The organism is Clostridium sp. CM039 (assembly GCF_055081075.1).
In genome coordinates, this window is sequence record NZ_CM143649.1 from 109,401 (window position 1) to 128,696 (window position 19,296).

General features: G+C 30.3%; 19 protein-coding genes. 13 read left to right on the top strand and 6 right to left on the bottom strand.

Annotation, left to right across the window (positions count from 1 at the left end):
* Positions 1-114: 114 nt before the first annotated feature.
* Positions 115-390 carry a hypothetical protein gene (locus ACWJJ2_RS00395; RefSeq protein WP_462953710.1) on the top strand — a complete coding sequence of 92 codons (276 nt, stop codon included), beginning with the start codon at positions 115-117 and terminating at the stop codon, positions 388-390.
* 116 nt (positions 391-506) lie between these two features.
* Here ACWJJ2_RS00395 and ACWJJ2_RS00400 read toward each other — a convergent pair whose 3' ends face one another.
* Complete coding sequence (locus ACWJJ2_RS00400; RefSeq protein WP_165411973.1) at positions 507-794, bottom strand: ArsR/SmtB family transcription factor; 288 nt, start codon at positions 792-794, stop codon at positions 507-509.
* 214 nt (positions 795-1,008) lie between these two features.
* On the bottom strand, positions 1,009-2,226 hold the full coding sequence (locus ACWJJ2_RS00405) for a D-alanyl-D-alanine carboxypeptidase family protein (RefSeq protein ID WP_309550645.1): 1,218 nt from the start codon (positions 2,224-2,226) through the stop codon (positions 1,009-1,011).
* A gap of 272 nt (positions 2,227-2,498) precedes the next feature.
* On the opposite strand from ACWJJ2_RS00405, the gene ACWJJ2_RS00410 reads away from it, so the two are divergent.
* Positions 2,499-3,113 (top strand): NUDIX hydrolase, encoded by a 615-nt coding sequence (locus tag ACWJJ2_RS00410; RefSeq protein WP_216301712.1) that lies wholly within the window; start codon positions 2,499-2,501, stop codon positions 3,111-3,113.
* Positions 3,114-3,614: 501 nt separating this feature from the next.
* Here ACWJJ2_RS00410 and ACWJJ2_RS00415 read toward each other — a convergent pair.
* On the bottom strand, positions 3,615-3,974 hold the full coding sequence (locus ACWJJ2_RS00415; RefSeq protein WP_165411969.1) for a winged helix-turn-helix transcriptional regulator: 360 nt from the start codon (positions 3,972-3,974) through the stop codon (positions 3,615-3,617).
* A 157-nt stretch (positions 3,975-4,131) separates the two neighbouring features.
* On the opposite strand from ACWJJ2_RS00415, the gene ACWJJ2_RS00420 reads away from it, so the two are divergent.
* The 3 genes from ACWJJ2_RS00420 (at position 4,132) to ndk (ending at position 5,748) form a co-directional block, all read left to right on the top strand.
* Positions 4,132-4,773, top strand: a complete 642-nt coding sequence (locus ACWJJ2_RS00420; protein WP_462953711.1) for a lactate utilization protein — start codon at positions 4,132-4,134, stop codon at positions 4,771-4,773.
* A gap of 185 nt (positions 4,774-4,958) precedes the next feature.
* On the top strand, positions 4,959-5,168 hold the full coding sequence (locus ACWJJ2_RS00425) for a hypothetical protein (RefSeq protein WP_165411967.1): 210 nt from the start codon (positions 4,959-4,961) through the stop codon (positions 5,166-5,168).
* A gap of 88 nt (positions 5,169-5,256) precedes the next feature.
* Positions 5,257-5,748, top strand: a complete 492-nt coding sequence (ndk, locus tag ACWJJ2_RS00430; protein ID WP_216301715.1) for a nucleoside-diphosphate kinase — start codon at positions 5,257-5,259, stop codon at positions 5,746-5,748.
* A 76-nt stretch (positions 5,749-5,824) separates the two neighbouring features.
* On the opposite strand, the gene ACWJJ2_RS00435 is transcribed toward ndk, so the two are convergent.
* Together ACWJJ2_RS00435 and ACWJJ2_RS00440 are read right to left on the bottom strand one after the other, a co-directional pair.
* Positions 5,825-6,184, bottom strand: a complete 360-nt coding sequence (locus ACWJJ2_RS00435) for a hypothetical protein (protein ID WP_165411965.1) — start codon at positions 6,182-6,184, stop codon at positions 5,825-5,827.
* A 44-nt stretch (positions 6,185-6,228) separates the two neighbouring features.
* The gene (locus tag ACWJJ2_RS00440) at positions 6,229-7,707 is read right to left on the bottom strand and encodes a nicotinate phosphoribosyltransferase (RefSeq protein ID WP_165411964.1); all 1,479 of its coding nucleotides are present in this window, start codon (positions 7,705-7,707) and stop codon (positions 6,229-6,231) included.
* Positions 7,708-7,864: 157 nt separating this feature from the next.
* On the opposite strand from ACWJJ2_RS00440, the gene ACWJJ2_RS00445 reads away from it, so the two are divergent.
* The 5 genes from ACWJJ2_RS00445 (at position 7,865) to ACWJJ2_RS00465 (ending at position 14,530) form a co-directional block, all read left to right on the top strand.
* Entirely contained in the window at positions 7,865-9,895 is a 2,031-nt protein-coding gene (locus tag ACWJJ2_RS00445; RefSeq protein ID WP_220286030.1) for an ATP-dependent helicase, read from the top strand.
* An 88-nt stretch (positions 9,896-9,983) separates the two neighbouring features.
* Positions 9,984-10,283: a hypothetical protein gene (locus ACWJJ2_RS00450; protein ID WP_165411963.1), complete on the top strand. Its 300-nt coding sequence runs from the start codon at positions 9,984-9,986 to the stop codon at positions 10,281-10,283.
* A 153-nt stretch (positions 10,284-10,436) separates the two neighbouring features.
* Complete coding sequence (locus ACWJJ2_RS00455) at positions 10,437-11,594, top strand: M20 metallopeptidase family protein (protein ID WP_253198063.1); 1,158 nt, start codon at positions 10,437-10,439, stop codon at positions 11,592-11,594.
* A 152-nt stretch (positions 11,595-11,746) separates the two neighbouring features.
* Positions 11,747-12,700: an RluA family pseudouridine synthase gene (locus ACWJJ2_RS00460; protein WP_216301717.1), complete on the top strand. Its 954-nt coding sequence runs from the start codon at positions 11,747-11,749 to the stop codon at positions 12,698-12,700.
* A gap of 201 nt (positions 12,701-12,901) precedes the next feature.
* A complete protein-coding gene (locus tag ACWJJ2_RS00465) occupies positions 12,902-14,530 on the top strand; it encodes a putative polysaccharide biosynthesis protein (RefSeq protein WP_462953712.1) in 1,629 nt (542 codons plus the stop codon).
* Positions 14,531-14,616: 86 nt separating this feature from the next.
* Here the strand turns inward: ACWJJ2_RS00465 and spoVB are convergent, their stop codons facing one another.
* The gene (gene spoVB / locus ACWJJ2_RS00470; protein WP_216301719.1) at positions 14,617-16,116 is read right to left on the bottom strand and encodes a stage V sporulation protein B; all 1,500 of its coding nucleotides are present in this window, start codon (positions 16,114-16,116) and stop codon (positions 14,617-14,619) included.
* Between the two features lie 421 nt (positions 16,117-16,537).
* On the opposite strand from spoVB, the gene ACWJJ2_RS00475 reads away from it, so the two are divergent.
* The 3 genes from ACWJJ2_RS00475 (at position 16,538) to ACWJJ2_RS00485 (ending at position 19,251) form a co-directional block, all read left to right on the top strand.
* Positions 16,538-17,092: a ferritin-like domain-containing protein gene (locus tag ACWJJ2_RS00475; RefSeq protein ID WP_462953713.1), complete on the top strand. Its 555-nt coding sequence runs from the start codon at positions 16,538-16,540 to the stop codon at positions 17,090-17,092.
* A 63-nt stretch (positions 17,093-17,155) separates the two neighbouring features.
* On the top strand, positions 17,156-18,454 hold the full coding sequence (locus tag ACWJJ2_RS00480) for a hypothetical protein (protein WP_220285994.1): 1,299 nt from the start codon (positions 17,156-17,158) through the stop codon (positions 18,452-18,454).
* A 95-nt stretch (positions 18,455-18,549) separates the two neighbouring features.
* Complete coding sequence (locus tag ACWJJ2_RS00485) at positions 18,550-19,251, top strand: zinc dependent phospholipase C family protein (RefSeq protein ID WP_216301722.1); 702 nt, start codon at positions 18,550-18,552, stop codon at positions 19,249-19,251.
* Positions 19,252-19,296: the final 45 nt, after the last annotated feature.

Genomic DNA, 19,296 nt, shown 5'->3' on the forward strand with positions numbered 1-19,296 from the left:
GAAAATATATAGGGATATAGACATACTAGGATACTGAATTGTTATTTTTAAAATGGGCTTTATAATAATAATATATTAGAGTAACTAGATATTGGCAACTATCTTAATGTTTATGTGGAGCTTATCATATTTAAGCATAAAGGTTATATCAGAAGAGGTAGAGCCGTAGAGCCAACATTATCGGCATTTTATAGATTTATGTTAGCTGCAATAATTTTATTTATAACATTAAAAGTGAAATTCCATAAGGAAAAAGTTTTAAAAGAGGAGAAGTTTAAATTTGCCTTGGGTGGTCTCTTTGGAGTAACACTATATTTTATATTTGAGAATAGGAGACTTGATGACTCTTGGAGCAGTATTTTCTTGGATGATTTACAACATTGTTTGTAGTAGTTTTAAAGGGAATTATAAAGTTATAACTATAAATACTTATGAAATTATGTAGGGGTAATTATTATAACCTACTATTAGAAAAAGCGCATAGCGCTAATTTTTTGAAAAGACAACTAATGTTCATCAGGAAATATCGCATTTATAACGTTTATGATGGTTTCATTACAAATCTTATAATTAATTTGTAGACCATTTCTTTCACCTTTGATAATTCCAAAAGATTTTAGTTTTTGAAGATGCTGAGAGACGGTGGATTGAGGAAGGTTTAAACAGTTCTGCATATAGCTAACATTGCAGCGTCCTTTGTTCATAAGTCCTCTAATAATACATATTCGTGCAGGGTGAGCAATAGCTTTTAATAAATCAGCAATTTCTGTATATTGTTCAAAATTCGCATTCATAAAAAATCTCCTTTTAAAAATCAATAAATTTTATCTTAGATTTGTTTTATACATTATATGTAATGAAAAATATAACAACTTATAATATATTAATATTCTTATATTAGTATATTACGATATAAATGTCAATATACTCGCAAAAAAATTATTTGAAAAGCCTAAAAAAGGACTATATTAATTTTTGAATTAATATAGTCCTTAAACTCGCAAATACCTATTTGAATCTCATTCCTCTACTATGACGATTTTTACGTCGGTTGATAGAAGAAATTAATAATACAATTAATGCTAAAACTACGATTAGTACAATGGCAGCTGCAGCATAGATAATTATATTATCTTTAATAAGAGCAGATTTTGAAATCATTGGATATAATTTATAGCTTTTTTCAGCATCTTTTTGTTTGAAAAGTAATGTCCCAACAGAAGTCTTTTTATTAAGTTTCCATGCATTCGTGAGGGAAACTTTAGAGGAAGTTTGTGGTGCGACATCATTTTTATAAAAAGTCACATCTTCCTTTGACTCTAATGGCACATCAATTGTTTTTTCTGGTCCTATGAATGGAATAACCTTATAGGGTACAGAAATTGTTTTGATTTCAGTAGCTTTTTTATTAAGCACTTCTTTTTTAGCGTCATAACTAAAGTCAATTAGTTTTTTCATATCTTCAAATACCTTTGTATCTTTTGCATCATTCTCAGAATTCATAACAACGCCTATGATATGGCGACCGTTACGTTCATATATAGAAACTAAGCATCTTCCAGCCTTTTCTGTATAGCCAGTTTTACCACCTATGTTGCCTTCTATGCCAAGAAGTTTATTTCTATTCTGAACAGTAGCTTCGACCCCATTAGCAGATTTTATTATACTTGTTTTTTTACCCATAGACTTTTTTACCCAATCATTTTTATAAGCAGCTCTACCTAAAAGAGTTAGGTCATAAGCAGTTGTATAATGTTGATCATTTTTATCATCCAAACCATTAGGTGTGATAAAATGAGAGCCTTTCATTCCTAGATTCGTAGCCTTGTCATTCATCATTTTAGCAAAATTAGTTGGATTTTGACCAACGTTATCGGCAATCATATAGGCTATATCATTTCCCGAATAAAGAAGAAGTCCATCCATTACGTTGTCAGCGGACATTGTATCTCCAATTGCTACAGGCTGTACATTTAGATTATAAGAGTAAGATGGTTGTTCTTTTGCAGTTTTTGTATAATTTAAATTATCTGTTGATTTTTTATTTTCAGCTAGTAGTAAAGCTGTAATAAGCTTTGTAATACTTGCTGGGTACATCTTATTATCAATGTTTTTGGTGTAAATAATTTCGTTAGTATCCATATCTACAGAAATGGCAGCTTTACCAATTAATTCTGGTGGGTTAACAGCAGCTAAAACAGTTGTAGAAAATATTAAAGTAAACACTAGTGTAAATAATAAAAGCCGATTTTTTCTTTTCAATTTTCATCTCTCCATTTGTATTGAATTTTATCTTTATCTATTGATAATTATAAAGCAAGTATATCATTTTAAGATATTAAGAACAAGGTACATTGATTAATGAAGATGTATTTAGGATGAAGTTAATACAATATATTTATGTTTGATATGTGAGAACCAAAATAATGAAAGGTTTGGTTTATTATTTGAGTATCTTGGTATAGTATATAAGTAGGTTGAATCAGGAGGTAATAGGTATGGTAAATAAGCTAGAAAAAATATTTAAAAATAGAGATTCTAAGGTTATTGGAGAATTTAAAGAAAGTGCAGTTATGATATTACTTACGGAGGATGCAGAGGGATTATCTATTGTATTTGAAGTGCGTGCACACAAATTAAGAAGCCAGCCAGGTGATGTTTGTCTTCCAGGTGGAAAGGTGGAACTAGATGAAAATCCAAGGGAAACTTCTATAAGAGAAACTATGGAAGAATTAAATTTGAAAATCGATCAAATTGAAATTATAGGGGATATGGATTATTATATAAGCCCTTATGGTAACTTGCTATATGCTTTTGTAGGCAAACTAAAATATGGTGAAATAAATCCTAATGAGGATGAAGTAGATCACGTTTTTAAAGTTCCACTAAAATTCTTTTTGGAAAATGAACCACTGCTTTATAGAATGGAGATAGGTCCCATAAACCAAGAGGGTTTTCCTTTTCATTTAATAAATGGAGGAAAAGACTATAAGTTTAGAAAAGGGTATCTAGATGAGCATTTTTATGAATATAATAACTATAAGATATGGGGTTTTACAGGGCAGATTATTAAAAGTTTTATTGAAATTTTACAAAACAGTAATAAGAAATAGATTATTACTGTTTTGTAGTTATATTATTTACTGCGTGCGACTTTGTTTTTCTTAATGAATAATAAAACACTTAGTGAGATAAGAACCAAATAGATAAAAACATATATAATTGAAACTAATCCTGATTTATAGAAAAATTTTAGATAAATAAACGCACTTTGCGATATTAAGGCCCAAAATAGAGAAATAAAAGCCATGATATTATTTCCGTGTCTCCAATGCTCAGGGTCTTTCATTGATCCAATGATTTTATCTCGTCTTTTACTTTTATCACCTGTGTTAATTACTAGAAATTTGTAATACAAGAAAAATATAAATGATACTATAGAAATTGCAAAAAACATATATGATAATGAAGTACTGGTTACATTCAAGAAAATCACTCCTTTTAGCAATTAATATGCCCTAAAAGTTAAAAAATATGTTTAGTTAGCTGATGATTAGCATACTTAATTTGAACATATCAAAAAAAGAGTGGAAAAGTCCACCCTTTAAAAATCACTATTCTTTGTTGTCAGAGACGATGCCTTCATAATAATCAGTTCCCCACTTACACATAACGTCTAATATAGGCATTACACTTTTGCCTTGTTTTGTTAAAGAGTATTCTACCTTAGGAGGAACTTCTGCATAAACTTTTCTATGAACCATTTCATATGATTCTAATTCTCTAAGCTGTTGTGTTAACATTTTTTGTGTTATTCCACCCATGGAGCGTTTCAATTCGCTAAATCTTAATACACCGTTTTGGGCTAATTTCCAAAGAATAATTGGCTTCCACTTACCACCTATTATATCTAGTGTTAACTCTATGGCACAACTATATTCTTTATTATTTATTTTCATAATTTTATCGCTCATAATACCTCCTAGTGTTAGTTCGAGTGGTAACAGTTCTTAGTATACTAAGTAACTTATAAGTGAGTACTTGATTAAAAAACCTTTGGTATATACAATTATATCATTGATATATTTTATATACAATGATATAATCCTCCTTAAAAAAGGAGGGAAAGAAATGAAAGAAATTCATACATGGCATAAAGAGACTATTGGGTCAAAAGTAGTAGAGGTTCTTAAAAAAAATGGTTTTTCAGCAGTTTATTTAGAAAACGGTGAGGAAGCCTCAGAATTTATAATGAGTAATGTACACAAGGGTGACAGAGTAGGTTTTGGAGGATCAATGACTATAAGTGAACTTGGTATACAAGAAAAGGTAAAGGCCATGGGAGGAGTTGTGTTAGATCATGGTGATCCAACTTTAACACCTTACGAAAAAGTGGAGACTATGAGGGGTGAGCTCCTTAGTGATGTTTATTTATGTAGTTCTAATGCTGTAACTTTAGATGGAGAGCTTGTTAACGTTGATGGGGCAGGAAATAGAGTGGCAGCAATGAGCTTTGGACCTAAAAAAGTCATTGTTGTAGTAGGGGTTAATAAAATTTGTAAAAATGAAGCTTCAGCTTTTGAACGAATAGAACAAATTGCGGCACCAAAGAATAATATGAGACTAAATATGCCCAATCCTTGTACTAAGACGGGAGTTTGCAATGACTGCAAAACAGATACTAGAATCTGTAGGATCTATTCTGTAATTAAAAGAAAGCCTATGAGAACTGATATTACTGTAGTTGTAATTGGTGAGGACTTCGGTTTTTAACGATATTTCAGCACAGCAGGTGATGATTTAATGACATCTCAGAAGGGAAGATAATTTGTATATTTTTGTCTATATATTTATATGTAAAATTTAAAAAAGCACTTCAAATTATCACTAGAATGTCTTATAATGTTATGAGAGCAATGATGTTACTTAAATAACAAAATATGGGACGAGGTGATGAAATGTTACAGTGTGATTTTCTGACAACTATAGAAGAAGAAGTAGACTGCTTTAAGGAGTGTGCATTACATAAATGGGTAGATAATGGAGGGAAATGCCCGTTTGATGAATTGAGAAATTATAAACCATTTGATATTAAAAATATTTCTGATTATGATTTATTTAGTGATGATAAAACTTCACCACTTAGATTACTATACAAAGAATACTAGTAGGAATATTAATGAAAGTTTGTGTATAATATCTAATAATAGGATATAATTTAGTTTATAAATATACAATGCGGGGGAGTGAATTTAAATGGAAAGAACTTTGGTTTTAATTAAACCAGATGGAGTTAAACGAGGACTTATTGGGAAAATTCTTAATCAATATGAAGAGAAATCATTAGAAATTGTGTCGCTCAAAATGATTACTGCTACAAAGGACATTGCTAAAAAACATTATAGTGAACACGCAGGAAAGAAATTTTTTGATGCGTTAATAAATTATATTACTGAAGGTAAAATATGTGCAATTATTTTAATGGGTGAAAAAGCTGTTGATGTAGTGCGTAAAATCAATGGAGATAAGGATCCTGTAAAAGCGGAACTTGGCAGTATAAGAGGGAAATTCACTTTGGATAAAACTAAAAATTTAGTTCACGCCTCTGATAGCATTGAAAGTGCAGAACATGAGATTGCGTTATGGTTTCCGGAGCTTGCGAGCCTTCAAAAGCTTACATACCAAGATCAGTATAAGGGAACTGTTGATTTGTTTTCAAAAACAGATGGTCTATCAATAAATGTATAATTTTAACTAAAAGGCTAACCAATAATATTGGCTAGCCTTTTTAAGTATTTCCATATTAATCACATATTACATGTGGTTAATGAGAACCACAATGTCCACCGCAACCATTACAGGATTGTTTGCCAGCACTAGAACAATGGCTCTTGGCATCTTTCGGCAATAATGTCTTAATCCAAAATCTAGAATCTTTATAGGCTACTGTGAGTTCATTTATGTTTTCTAAAAGAGTTTCATCATATAATATTGGTAAATTATCAATATTATTTTTTATGTCTCCAGTTTTAAAATTATCTAAGTAAATATCAACTTTTGCAGTTTTGCAACAACCGCTGACGTATACAAATCGCACACTATCATAAGCATCGTCAAGTTTAATCATTTCCATAAGATTATCAAGAGCAATTTTTGAAAGCTTGATTTTTAAAGGTTGTGCCATAAGTCCTCCTAGTATAACTCTTGGGGATAACAAATATATTTCTGTTACTCCTCGAGGGTTTCAGAATAATGAGTTAATAGACCTTGCTTTAGGTTCCATAAATTCCAAGAAAGATCCACATAATATGCATGAGGATTATCAAATCTTAAAACTTCTGTCCATAACTTAGATACTTCTTGTTCAGAAAATGCTTTTATTTCCATAACAGACGGAGATTCATAAATCTGCTGTCCATTTTCAAATAGTTTAACCATAAGTTCTTTTACATAGTAATGTTTAAGATTTTTCTTTTTCCAGGTATAAACTGGATTAAATATTTCAAGTGGTCTACTTTCATCGATTTTCTCATCATGTAAGGTAATAAAATCTGCAATGGCCTTGTGTGATGTTTTATCGAAAATTCTATATAATTTTTTAAAAGCAGGATTGATGATTTTTTCTGCATTCTCACTAATCTTAATTTTTGGTATTATTTCTCCATCATTCTCAACTGCAACGAGTTTATAAACACCGCCAAACACTGGTTCCGATCTTGCAGTAATAAGTCTCTCACCAACACCAAAGTTATCAATTTGTGCCCCATTTTCCAAAACACCGCTTATAATATATTCATCCAGTGAGTTAGAAACCGTAATCTTTACATCTGAGTATCCAGCTTCATCTAAAATTACTCTAACTTTTTTAGTTAGATAGGTAATATCACCACTATCAATTCGTATTCCTTTAGGTCTTTTACCCATAGGTTTAAGTACATCATTAAATACTTTTATGGCATTTAGAATCCCAGAGCGTAGTACGTTATAAGTATCTATAAGAAGTACACAGTTATCGGGGTAGGTTATAGTCCAAGATTTAAAGGCATCATATTCAGTATCAAAAAGCTGTACCCAACTATGAGCCATAGTTCCAATGGCTGGGATATCAAACATTTCTTCAGCGATAGTGCAAGCAGTACCAACACAACCACCAATAACGGCGGCACGTGCTCCATATATAGCGCCATCATAGCCTTGAGCACGCCTAGAACCAAATTCCATAACAGGTCTACCCTTTGCGGCTCTACATATTCTACTCGCTTTTGTAGCTATTAAAGTTTGATGATTTATTGTGAGTAGTATCATTGTCTCAACAAATTGAGCTTGTATAATAGGTCCTTTAACTATAACCAAGGGTTCACCAGGAAAAACAGGATAACCTTCTGGCACCGCCCAGACATCACAAGAAAATTTAAAATCCTTTAAATAATCTATAAAATCATCTGAAAAATCATTTTTGCTTTTTAGATAGGATATATCATCATTTGAAAATTTCAAATTAGAAAGATATTCAAGTAATTGTTGTACCCCGGCCATAATACAATATCCACCACCGTCAGGTATTCGTCTAAAAAACATATCAAAGTAGGCAATTTTATCTTGAACATTATTATCTAAATAACCGTTTGCCATAGTTAATTCGTAAAAGTCTACCAGCATTGTTAGGTTTCTTTCGTTCCTCACATTAAAATCTTTTGAGTGTTTCATAATTTTTCCCCTTTGAAATTTAATAAAAGTATATAATGAAATTATAACATAATTATATATTAATGTTTAGATAAGATTATTAAAATAGTAAATTGGATATAAGCATAATATATGAGCAAATTAAAGTAGGTGGATGAAAGTGGAGACAAAACATAATATGGATAATAAAATAGTAAGCAAGAAAATAAATTCGAAATTAAGTAAAGAGCAAAAGGATGCTGTTTATTCTGTTAACAGAAATTTATTAGTAACAGCAGGACCGGGTAGTGGTAAAACAGTAGTTATTGTTAATAGGATTGTTCATTTAATAAATGAGAAAAATGTTAAACCAAAAAACATTATTGTCATTACTTTTACAAGAGCTGCGGCTATTAATATGAAAAGTAGATATGTTGCTATTAATGGAAAGGAGAGGGTTCCGTTTTTTGGAACATTTCATGGTTTGTTTTATAAGATTCTTAAGAACTATTACGGACAGATAAACATAGTAGATACACTAGAGGTATATAAACTCATAAAAAATGTACTTATGTCATATTTGGATGAGGTAGGTGATGAAAAAGTAAAGGAAGTTATAAATAATATTTCAGTATTCAAAACAAGTGGAAAGCTAATGGAAAATTTCTCTCCAAGTATTGATAAAGGAATCTTTATAGCGGCCTATAACATTTATGAGCAGTATAGAAAAGAAAAAAACTTATTTGATTTTGATGATCTTCAAATAGGGTGCAGAGATCTGTTTATAAAAAATTACACAATACTTAAGGGGTATAGAAGTTTATTTAAACATATTTTAGTAGATGAATTTCAAGATTGTGATTCTATGCAAGTTGAGATACTAAAGCTTTTAAATGAAGAAAATTCTATTTTTGCAGTAGGAGACGAGGACCAATGTATTTATGGTTTTAGAGGGTCGAATCCTGAGTGCATGGTTAAGTTTTCAGAGCATTTTGTAGGTGGAGGGAAATTACCCTTGTCTACTAACTATAGATGTCCAAAGAATATAGTAGAAATATCCATGAACATTATAAAAAATAACGACTTGAGAAATGAAAAGGATATAACAGCATTTAAGCAGTATGATGGCATCGTTGCAGTACTTAACAATGTAAATGAGAACTCACAGGCAGAGGAAATTAGCTGTATTATTCAAAAATATAAGGAAAATAATGAAAAAAATTATAGAGATAATGCCATATTGTACAGAACAAACGTAGAGTGCAGAAGTCTAATAGATGTCTTTATCAAAAAAAGAATACCTTTTAAGCTTTTAGACAAGGAGTATGACTTTTTTCAACATTTCATTTGTAAAGATATAATTGCATATTTTAAATTAAGTATTGATAAAAGTGATAGAGAGAGTTTTGTCAGAATAATTAATAAGCCCTTTAGATATATAAGTAAACTAAATTTAGATAAATTAAAAAGAAATCCCGTAAAAGAAGACTGTTTTGAAATGCTAAAAGATATTGAAGAAATACCGGTATTTCAAATGAAGATGCTAGATAAGTTAAAAAAGGATATACATTTTTTAAATAAAATTTCATTAGAAAACGCTATAGATAATTTAGTCTTAAGTATAGGATATCATGATTATATTAAAGGGTATTGCACTAAATTTAAGATAGATTTAGGTGAGATGGAGGATGTTATTGACGAGTTTAGACAATCAGCAGAAGGATATAACTCTATAATAACTTTTCTAGCCCATGTGGACCAGGTTAAAGAGGAAATTAGTAAGCATAAGAAAAATATAGATGAGGATGCAGTAATACTTAGTACAATTCACGGTGTTAAAGGTATGGAGTTTGAAAATGTATACTTAATAAATTGCAATGAGGAAAATATCCCCCATGTAAATAGTATAGATAATAACCTAGAGGAAGAAAGAAGACTATTTTATGTTGGAATTACAAGAGCTATAAACAATGTTTGGCTATGCATTAGTAAAAATGTAAAAGGAAAAGCGAAAGAAACCTCACGATTTATTAGAGAGTGCAATATTTTAGGATCAAGCGATTCGGATTTACCTTTTAAAGAAGGCGATGCGGTGATGCATAAAAGTTTTGGGAGTGGAGTCGTAATTGCAATTACTAGTAAAGAGTTAGAGATTAAGTTTGAGGGAGAAATTATAAGAAAATTTGACGTCAATGTATTGTATAATAACTCTTTAATTTCAAAAGTATAGCAAATGTAATGCAATACATAACAACAATTGACAAAGTATGTAAATATGGTATACTGAAAAATGAATTGTGTATTAAGGAGGGTATTTAATGGTTGCCTTTAAGCAAATGTGGGATGATGTAAGGTTAATTTTGTCAAATGGAAAGCACTCAGATATAGAAATTGTGGAGAGATTTAACTGTGGATTTACAGTTAAAGAGAGAGGTAATATAATTTTTATTACAAGAGATGACTTCGTGGATTTTTGGTGCAAGCTATTGTACTATAATGAATTATCATTGGAACAGGCTTTAAAAGATGATAAATCAAAACCAAAATACATTTATACTATTATAAAAAAATTACCTTATGTATCAGAAAGTTCCGGTGTAATTAAGTTATTACAGTAGTTTTATTGAATGTTACAATATAATTTTATTAAGCTCATATTCTATGAATATGAGCTTAATAATTTAATTTACAGTGATGGGAATAATAGGAATGTAATTGAAATATATTGGGAAAAATAGCGTAAAGGGGTGTATATAGTGAATTTTTTAGATATGGCAAAAAATATTGAAAGTGAATTAATAGACATAAGAAGAGGCTTTCATGAAAACCCTGAATTAGGGTTTGATTTATTTAAAACCTCCCAGAAGGTAAAAGATTTTTTATTAAAGGAAGGCATTGAGTTTTATGAGGTAGCACAAACGGGAATCTGTGCTATTATTAGAGGCAAAGGTGAAAAAACTATTGCTTTAAGGGCAGATATGGATGCACTTCCATTGCAAGATAAGAAAATATGTGATTACTCCTCTAAAATTAATGGTAAAATGCATGCTTGTGGACATGATGCTCATACCACTATACTTTTGGGTGCAGCTAAGATATTAAATAGCATGAAGGATAAAATTCCAGGAAATGTTAAACTTTTATTTGAACCAGCAGAAGAAACAACTGGTGGTTCACCTTTAATGATTAAAGAAGGAGTACTAGAAAATCCTAATGTGGATGCTATTATTGGGCTTCATGTAGAAGAATTTTTAGAGGCTGGAACCGTTGGTTTAAAAAGAGGCGTAGCTTATGCAGCATCAAATCCATTTACTATAAAAGTAGTAGGTAAAGGAGGACATGGTGCAAGCCCACATATGACGGTTGATCCCATTGTAATAGCTAGCAATGTTATTATTTCACTTCAAAACATTGTAAGCCGCGAAATTCCACCTACAGATCCTGCAGTAATTACTATAGGATCAATTCATGGAGGTACAGCTCAAAATATTATACCCGAAGAGGTTACAATATCGGGAATTATTAGAACTATGAAGAGTGAACATAGAGAATATATAAAGACCAGATTAGTTCAGGTAGTGGAAGGCATCGTTACCGCTATGAGAGGGGAATGTGAAATTAGTATTGAGGAAAGCTATCCTTGTCTTTATAATAATGATAAGCTTGCAGAGATGTTTGAAAGTAAAGCAAGTCAAGTTATTTCTGAGAGTAATGTTTATAAATTAGATCAGCCTACTATGGGTGTGGAAAGTTTTGCTTATTTCTCTATGGAAAGGCCAGCACTATTTTATTTTTTAGGAAGTGGTAATAAAGAAAAAGGTATAGTAAACCCGGCTCATGGTAGTTTATTTGATATAGATGAGAGCTGTATATCAATAGGTGTAGCTATGCAATGTACATTAGCTTATGAATTTTTATTGAATTCATAACACATATTAGTATATAATTGATATTTGATGTGATTTTTTTAAATGTATTATAATTTATTACAAAATAAAAGGGTGATTTTTTATAAAATAAATTAGATTATATATAGAATTCGTCAATAGATAACAAGAGATAAAAGAAATAGGAGGATTATATGAGGATAGAAATTGGAGCGAATGAAGCGGGACAAAGAACGGATAAATTCATGAGAAAAGTACTTGGTGATGTGCCGTTAAGTAAAATATATAAAGCTTTTAGAAAAGGTGATATTAGGGTTAATGGTAACAAAATCAAGGAAAAACATTCTTTAGTACAAGGAGATATTGTTGAAACAAAATATATTACAAGTGAGTTTAAAAAAGAAGAGTTTAAAAGAATTGAAAACAATTTAAAAATTACATTTGAGGATGCTAATATATTAATGGTTGAAAAATGGCCGGGAGTTTTAGTTCATTCTGATAAAAAAGATGGCGAAGCTACTTTAATAGATTATGTGCTTTCTTATTTATATGATAAGGGAGATTATCAGCCAGAAAATGAAATAACATTTAAACCAGCACCTTGTAATAGATTAGATAGAAATACTTCAGGTATAGTTATGTTTGGTAAGAACTTTAAATCTCTTAAACTTTTAAATGAAATGGTAAGAGAAAGAAATGTTGAAAAATATTATATGGCTTTAGTAAGAAACAGAATTAAAGATGGGGTTTACGAGGGATATATATATAAAAATGAGGATGCAAATATATCACAGGTATTTGACACCGAGATGCCAGATACAAAAAAAATAGCAATGGAAGTTAAAACGTTGCAAAGTTGTGGTACATTTTCTTTAATAGATATTAATCTTTTAACAGGAAGAAGCCATCAACTTAGAGCGCATTTAAGCCATTTGGGTAATTCTATTGTTGGTGATTCAAAATATGGAGATAAAAAAATGAATAGTTTCTTTAACAACAAATATGGTTTAGATTACCAATATTTATATGCGTATAAGGCAATGTTTAAGAATTGCCCGGATGATTTATCTTATATGGAGAATAAAACTATTGCAGAGAGTTTACCACCAATATTAAAAAAGATTAAAAAGGATGTATTTAAATTTTAGAGGATGAGTTTAACGACATTTCAGAAGGAAAGTCTCCCACTTCTATAAGTGAGAGTTACCTACTATAAGTAGGTGTTACTTGCCCTAACAAATAGAAAACTTCAGGGGGAGTATAAATCTCCTTCTGAAGTAGTCAATGCATCTTCTGTGAAGATGTTGCAGCACCGCAGGTGATGATTTAACGACCCAGGAGATGATTTAATGAGTGAACAAGCAAATTCAAATAAACAATCTACAACAAAAGGTTTTGCCATATTATCTGCGGCCGGTTTTATGGTTAAGGTTTTATCACTACTTTATATACCTTTTTTAGGGAAAATACTAGGAGAGGATGGGTTAGGGGTATATTATTCAGCATACAGTATATTTACATATGTATATATATTAACAAATGCTGGTATTCCTGTGGCTATTTCTAAGATAGTATCAGAGCTCATAGCGGTAGGTAATTATAAGGATGCTGTAAAGACCTTTAAAATAGCTAGATTTTCACTTTTGATATTAGGGATAGTTATGTCGCTTTTAATGCTTATTTTCGTAGTACCTATAGCTAATGCAACCGAGAGTGATACTGCAAAATTAGCAATCATGGCACTCGCTCCAACTATTCTATTATCCTCTGTATTATCAGCTTATAGAGGTTATTTTCAAGGGAGAGGGAATATGACCCCCACTGCTGTATCACAAGTATTAGAACAAATTGCAAATACTATATTTAGTTTAGTTTTTGCAGCGTGTTTTATAAAATATGGGCTAGCAGAAGGAGCGGCAGGCGGAACTATTGGAACAACTGTAGGAGCACTGGTTGCGGTAATATATATGATTTATGCTTATAAAAAAAATAGAATTTTTATAGTTCCAAAAGGGTATAATAAGTTAAATATAAAGAGATTAACTACTAAAAAAATAATAAAAAAGCTATTGGGTGTTGCCGTGCCAATGACAATATGTTTAGGAATACAACAATCAGGATTATTGATTGATTTAGGGGTAGTTAAATCAAGAATGTTATCTTCTGGAATGGATAAAGTGCAGGTTAGTATTTTATGGGGTGTGTTAAGTAAATATACGACATTAATAAATGTGCCTATAGCTATTATTACAGCTCTAGCCATGACTATTCTGCCTTCTATATCCGGCTTAATGGCACTTAAGGACAAAAAAGCTGTAAGAAGTAAAATTGATTATGCTTTTAGGCTGTGTTTTTTGGTGGCAGTACCTTCCGCAGTTGGACTTGCAGTTTTAGCTAAACCCATAGTATATTTAATCCAATATGGGTCTGACGTTTCAAGATTACTTACATATGGATCAGTAGTAATAATACTTATGGCTGTGGTTAGTATTCAAACTTCAATTCTTCAGGGGCTTGGAAAACTTTACTTAGTTACAATTTATGCAGTTCTGGGATTAATAGGAAAAATAATTACTAATTATATTTTTGTAGCAATTCCAACACTTAATGTATTAGGGGCTGTTATGGCCAACGGAGTAAGTTTTACAATAATTTTGATGTTGAACTATAATACTATGAACAAAGCGCTAGGGATTAGAATTAAACTAGCTAGTCATGCAATAAAACCCATAATAGCATCAGGGGTTATGGCTGTAGTTGCAGGGTTCATGTATACTATCTTAAATTTTATATTCAGTCATATTAAACAAGGATATTTTGCTAATGCTGTTTCTATATTATTTACTATATGCTTAGCTATATTAACTTATTTCTTCGCATTAGTGATTATAGGTGGAATAACTAAAGATGATTTGGATGTATTTCCAAGAAAGATTAAGAAACTTATACCTAAGTATATTTTACAAAGAATTAAATAAAAAAAGTATATATTACTATTAATGCATTTTATACGTAATATATACTTTTTTCTATTCATCTCTCCAATCCACAAAAAAATATCTAATTATTTTCTTTTTTTTGTAAGCAGGATAGAAAATAGTAAAAGGGAGAAGCCAGTAGCAATAATTATTATGTTTTTAGTAATAAAGATAGAATTTGGTAACGTAGTATTTAAAATTTTTAATACAAAGTATAAGAGTATGCTAAGACAGACATCAGTTAAAATTTCGCCTACTGAAAACTGTATATAGCAGCTTTTTTTTATTGCAATAATATTTAATATAAAGCTTATAATAGAGCTTATAATGAGAGCTATGCCGTAACCTAGAATGTTTAATTTTGGGATACCTAATAATACATATAGTAAAACAAGTTCAAGAATAGAGGTTACTATAGAATTTATTAAAAGAGATTTTTGTTTGCCAAGTCCGTTTAAAATTCCAAAGGTTGAACCAGACATATACATGAATGGCGCACTTAAGGAAGCAAGTTGTATGTAAACACCTAAGTCATATCTGTCGAAAAATAATTTTCCAAGGGAGTCTCCAGTACATAAACATATTATCATAGTTGAAACTCCTAGTAAAAACGAAACTTTTATAACTTCGCGGACTCTACGCTCCAAACCGTTATAATCATTTTTACTAATACTTTTAGAAATATCTGGAGTTAAGATGGTTGACATGGATATTACAATAATAAAAGGAAAGAACACAATGCTCATAGCCATACCTGAAAATTTACCTATTAAGGATAAACTCTGCGTATACTCTATGCCTGCAGAAACTAGTCGCCCAGGGACAATCAATGTTGATAGCGCGGAAATTACAGTGTTTAAAAAGCCATTTAAACATAATGGGAATGAAACAACAAGGACATTAAATAAAAGTTGGGCCCTTCCTTCAGTTTTTTTATTGTAATTCTTAAATTTGGTTTTACTTTTTTCATAGAAGATAAAGAGTAGAATAAAACTTATAAGTTCCCCAATGGATAAGGCGATATATGTAGCAGTTACGGTAGTAGTTACATTTTTTAATGCGAAAAAATTTATAATTCCAAGTATTATGCCCATTCTTACGGTCTTTTCAACAATATCTATGATTGCAGGTACTTTAACATTGGAAATACCGTAGAAATAACCCTTATATATAGATGAAAGAGCAACAAAGATTAAAGCCGGGCAAATAACCCAAAGGGAGTATAATGTTCTTTGATCTTTTATTATATATGTACTAATAAAAGGTGAAAAAATAAATACTAAAGCTGCTATTAATATAGAAAATGCAAAATCAAAAACTAAGGCAGTATGTATAGATTTGTTTAAACTACCGTAATCCTTTAATTCGTAATAGGATGAAGCTTCTTTTGAAATAGCTGTTACCATTCCACCGCAAATAAGGCAAGTGAATAAATCATAAATAGGCATTACAAGGCTATATAATCCCATACCTTCTGCACCTAATTTTTTTGAAAGTAAAATCGAAAACATAAACCTTAATATACCAGCAGTTAAATTTGATACGGTGAGTATTATTGAGTCTCTATAGAAATTATCTTTAATCATAAAAGGATCCTCCTTGTTCTTCTACCTGGGGAGATAACAGTTATTTATAATTAGTATGTGAAATTTAATAATTATATTCTGTAAATCATCATCTGAGATGTTGAAATGTAATTAAATCATCTCCTGGGGAGCTGCAATATTAATGACTTCAGAAGGAGACTTATACTCCTACTGAAGTTTTCTATTTGTTATAGTATGAGACTCCCATTTATAGAAGTGGGAGTCTTTCCATCTGAAATGTAATTAAAATAAAAAGTTTATTAATTATGATACCAGTGTAGTTTATGATTTTATAAAAAAATTGTAAAAACCTTCTAGGGAGGAGCTTTTTATGTTAGAATAATTTTAGTAGTGTCTTAAGGAGAATAATAAATAATATTATTATTTACTCCAAATAAAAGTGCGGAGGAAATAGAGCGATATGAAATGTTTGATATGTGGTATGGAGATAAATATAAATAATTTCAATATAAATAATGATGGTTTATTAGAAGTGAATGAAAGAGAGCATATTAAATATTGCCCGTTTTGTGGCGTAACTTATAAGTATTTAAAATCTGTTGGTGAGGCCTACAAGGTTTGTGCGCAAAGTTTGGATCCCAATACTTTAGTAGTATTAGATCATGCCATGAAACTTGAAATATTTAATTCAGAGTTTTATATGTCGGCGGCAAAGCTTGCGAGTAACAACCATGTTAAAGAAATTTTTAAAGCACTTTCAAAAATTGAAAAAATACATGCTATTGTGCATCAAAAACTAGGTGGGTTCAAAGAACTTCCAAAACTCGTGAATATAGATTACAGTAAATATAAAAACGATACAAGCTTAATGAAACTCGCAGAAAATAGAGAAGTTCATGCTACAAAGTTTTATGAAAAACATGCAAAGGAAATAAATAATTTGATTGTTAAAGAGGTATTTGTTGCCTTGGCGGAGGTTGAAAGAAGCCATATACAAATTGCTAGAAAGTATTAACACATATACTCTAATTTATATAAATATATATAAATTAGAGTATTTATAATTTAGGGGGTAAGTATGAAGAAGACCATTGGATTTATAGTTATTTTAGCTGCAATGGCTTTTGCACTATTTTCAATGAAAGGTTCGTTTAAAGAATATAGGGTTACGGTTAAAGATGAAGTTATAAAATCACAGATACTATTTAAAGGATTAAGTAAGGCGGTAGATTTTACGAAAGATAGTGAAGGAAACTACTATGTAGCTTTCAAAGACAAAGTACAGTACATAGATAAAGTAGGCAGGTCATACAATATATTTACAAATAAGAAGCTGAGCATAACTAGTTTAGATTATAATAATAAAGTATTGTATTATGCATCCGGAACAAAAGTCTACTCATATGATTTAGTAACAAAGGCAAATAAAGAAATTATCAAGAATATGCCTAATTATGGAGACTATAATGACAGTTTAGTTAGAATTAATGGAGAATATCTATTTGTTACAATAGGAGCTGCAACAAATTCTGGGGTAGTTGGACCGGATAATCAATGGTTAGATGATTACCCTCAAAATCATGATGTTTCGCCTAAAAGTATAACTATAAAAGGAATTAATTTTGATAAGAAAAAGACCGGAGCATTTGTTCCATATAAAACTAGGAACGTAAAGGGGCAAATAATAACAGAACATATGATTGGAAATTCATCTATAATAGTTTATAATTTAAAAACTGGAGCACAGGGAAACTTTGCTTGGGGTATAAGAAATATGAAGGCTATAGATTTTAATAGTGAGGGCAAAATATTAGTTGCTGTTGGTGGAATGGAGGACAGGGGATTAAGGCCTGTAAAGGGAGATAGTGATTATATATACAAAATTAAAAAAAAATCATGGTATGGTTTCCCAGATTATACTGGAGGAGATCCAATAAGTTCACCTAAATTTAAAGGCTTACTTAACGGGGACATACCATTTATTTTAGACCAGCACCCTACAACAAATCCTCCCGCACCAATTTATCAACATAAAGAAGTAAATAGTTTAGCCGGGTTAGCAATTGATAAAAAAGGTATAATAGGTAGCATAGACTGTATATATTTCTATGAAAAGAATGATAATAGTATATATAGTTTAAATAAAAGTAGTGCGCTTAAAGAAAAAGTAAGATTTGGGGATGAAACTTATATATCTAGTATGAAGTTTTTTGATGATTTAATAGTGTTAGACTCTAAAAGTGGATATTTAATTAAAATTAAAAAAAATATAAAGAATGATATAGGGATAGAAGGGAGGAGATTAAGTTACTATTTATTAACAATTGTGCTAACTTTAATAATTAGCCTACTTGTTAGTTTAAGCAAAAAGAATTAGAATATAGTCAATATACATTGTTGTTAATTATTAAAAAATATTCAGGTATGTTTTCAGATCATATTTATTGTATACTAAAGTGAGAGGTGAACAGGTTGAAGAAAAGAATGGAAGTTACTTATGGAAAAACTTTAAAAGGCTTAATGATAACAATAAATCCAATTAAAAAAAGGGTCATGAAAACTCATTGCATTGTTCATAAATTTATAAATATTCAAGCTATAGAAATTTTAAAAAATAAGGAATATAGTGAAATTTCTAGTTTTTACAAGGGACACATAAAAGAACTAAATAAGGGGGTTACTTGGGCAGATCAAGATTTTAAAAGCTCAAACCATTTTTATCATCACATTAAGGGTACTGGCCTTTATGGATTTTCAAATGCATTAACCGAATTCGAAAAATATTATAAATGTGCATTAAGATTTATTAAAGAAGGGGACACAAGGCAAGCCCTGTTTTATTTTGGAGCAGCCTGTCATTTAATTCAAGATGCTACGGTGCCTCAACATGTGAACAATAAGCTACTTAAAAGCCACAGAAATTTTGAACTTTGGATTATAAGTAGATTAATGAGTGATTATTCATTTCCTATTTTTAATGAAGTAATAAAACAGGAGAATATAGAAGACTATATAAAAAAAAATGCATTATTTGCGAATGAAACTTATATTGCTAATGCAAACATAAAAAACAAGGAAGATAGGTACAAGAAAATATCTACACTTATAGTGCAACGGGCACAAAAGACTACTGCAGGTTTAATGATTAATTTTTATAATGAAATTAATAAATAATTCCTTTATTTTAGAGGAATTATTTTATTTTTGAAGAATAAGATA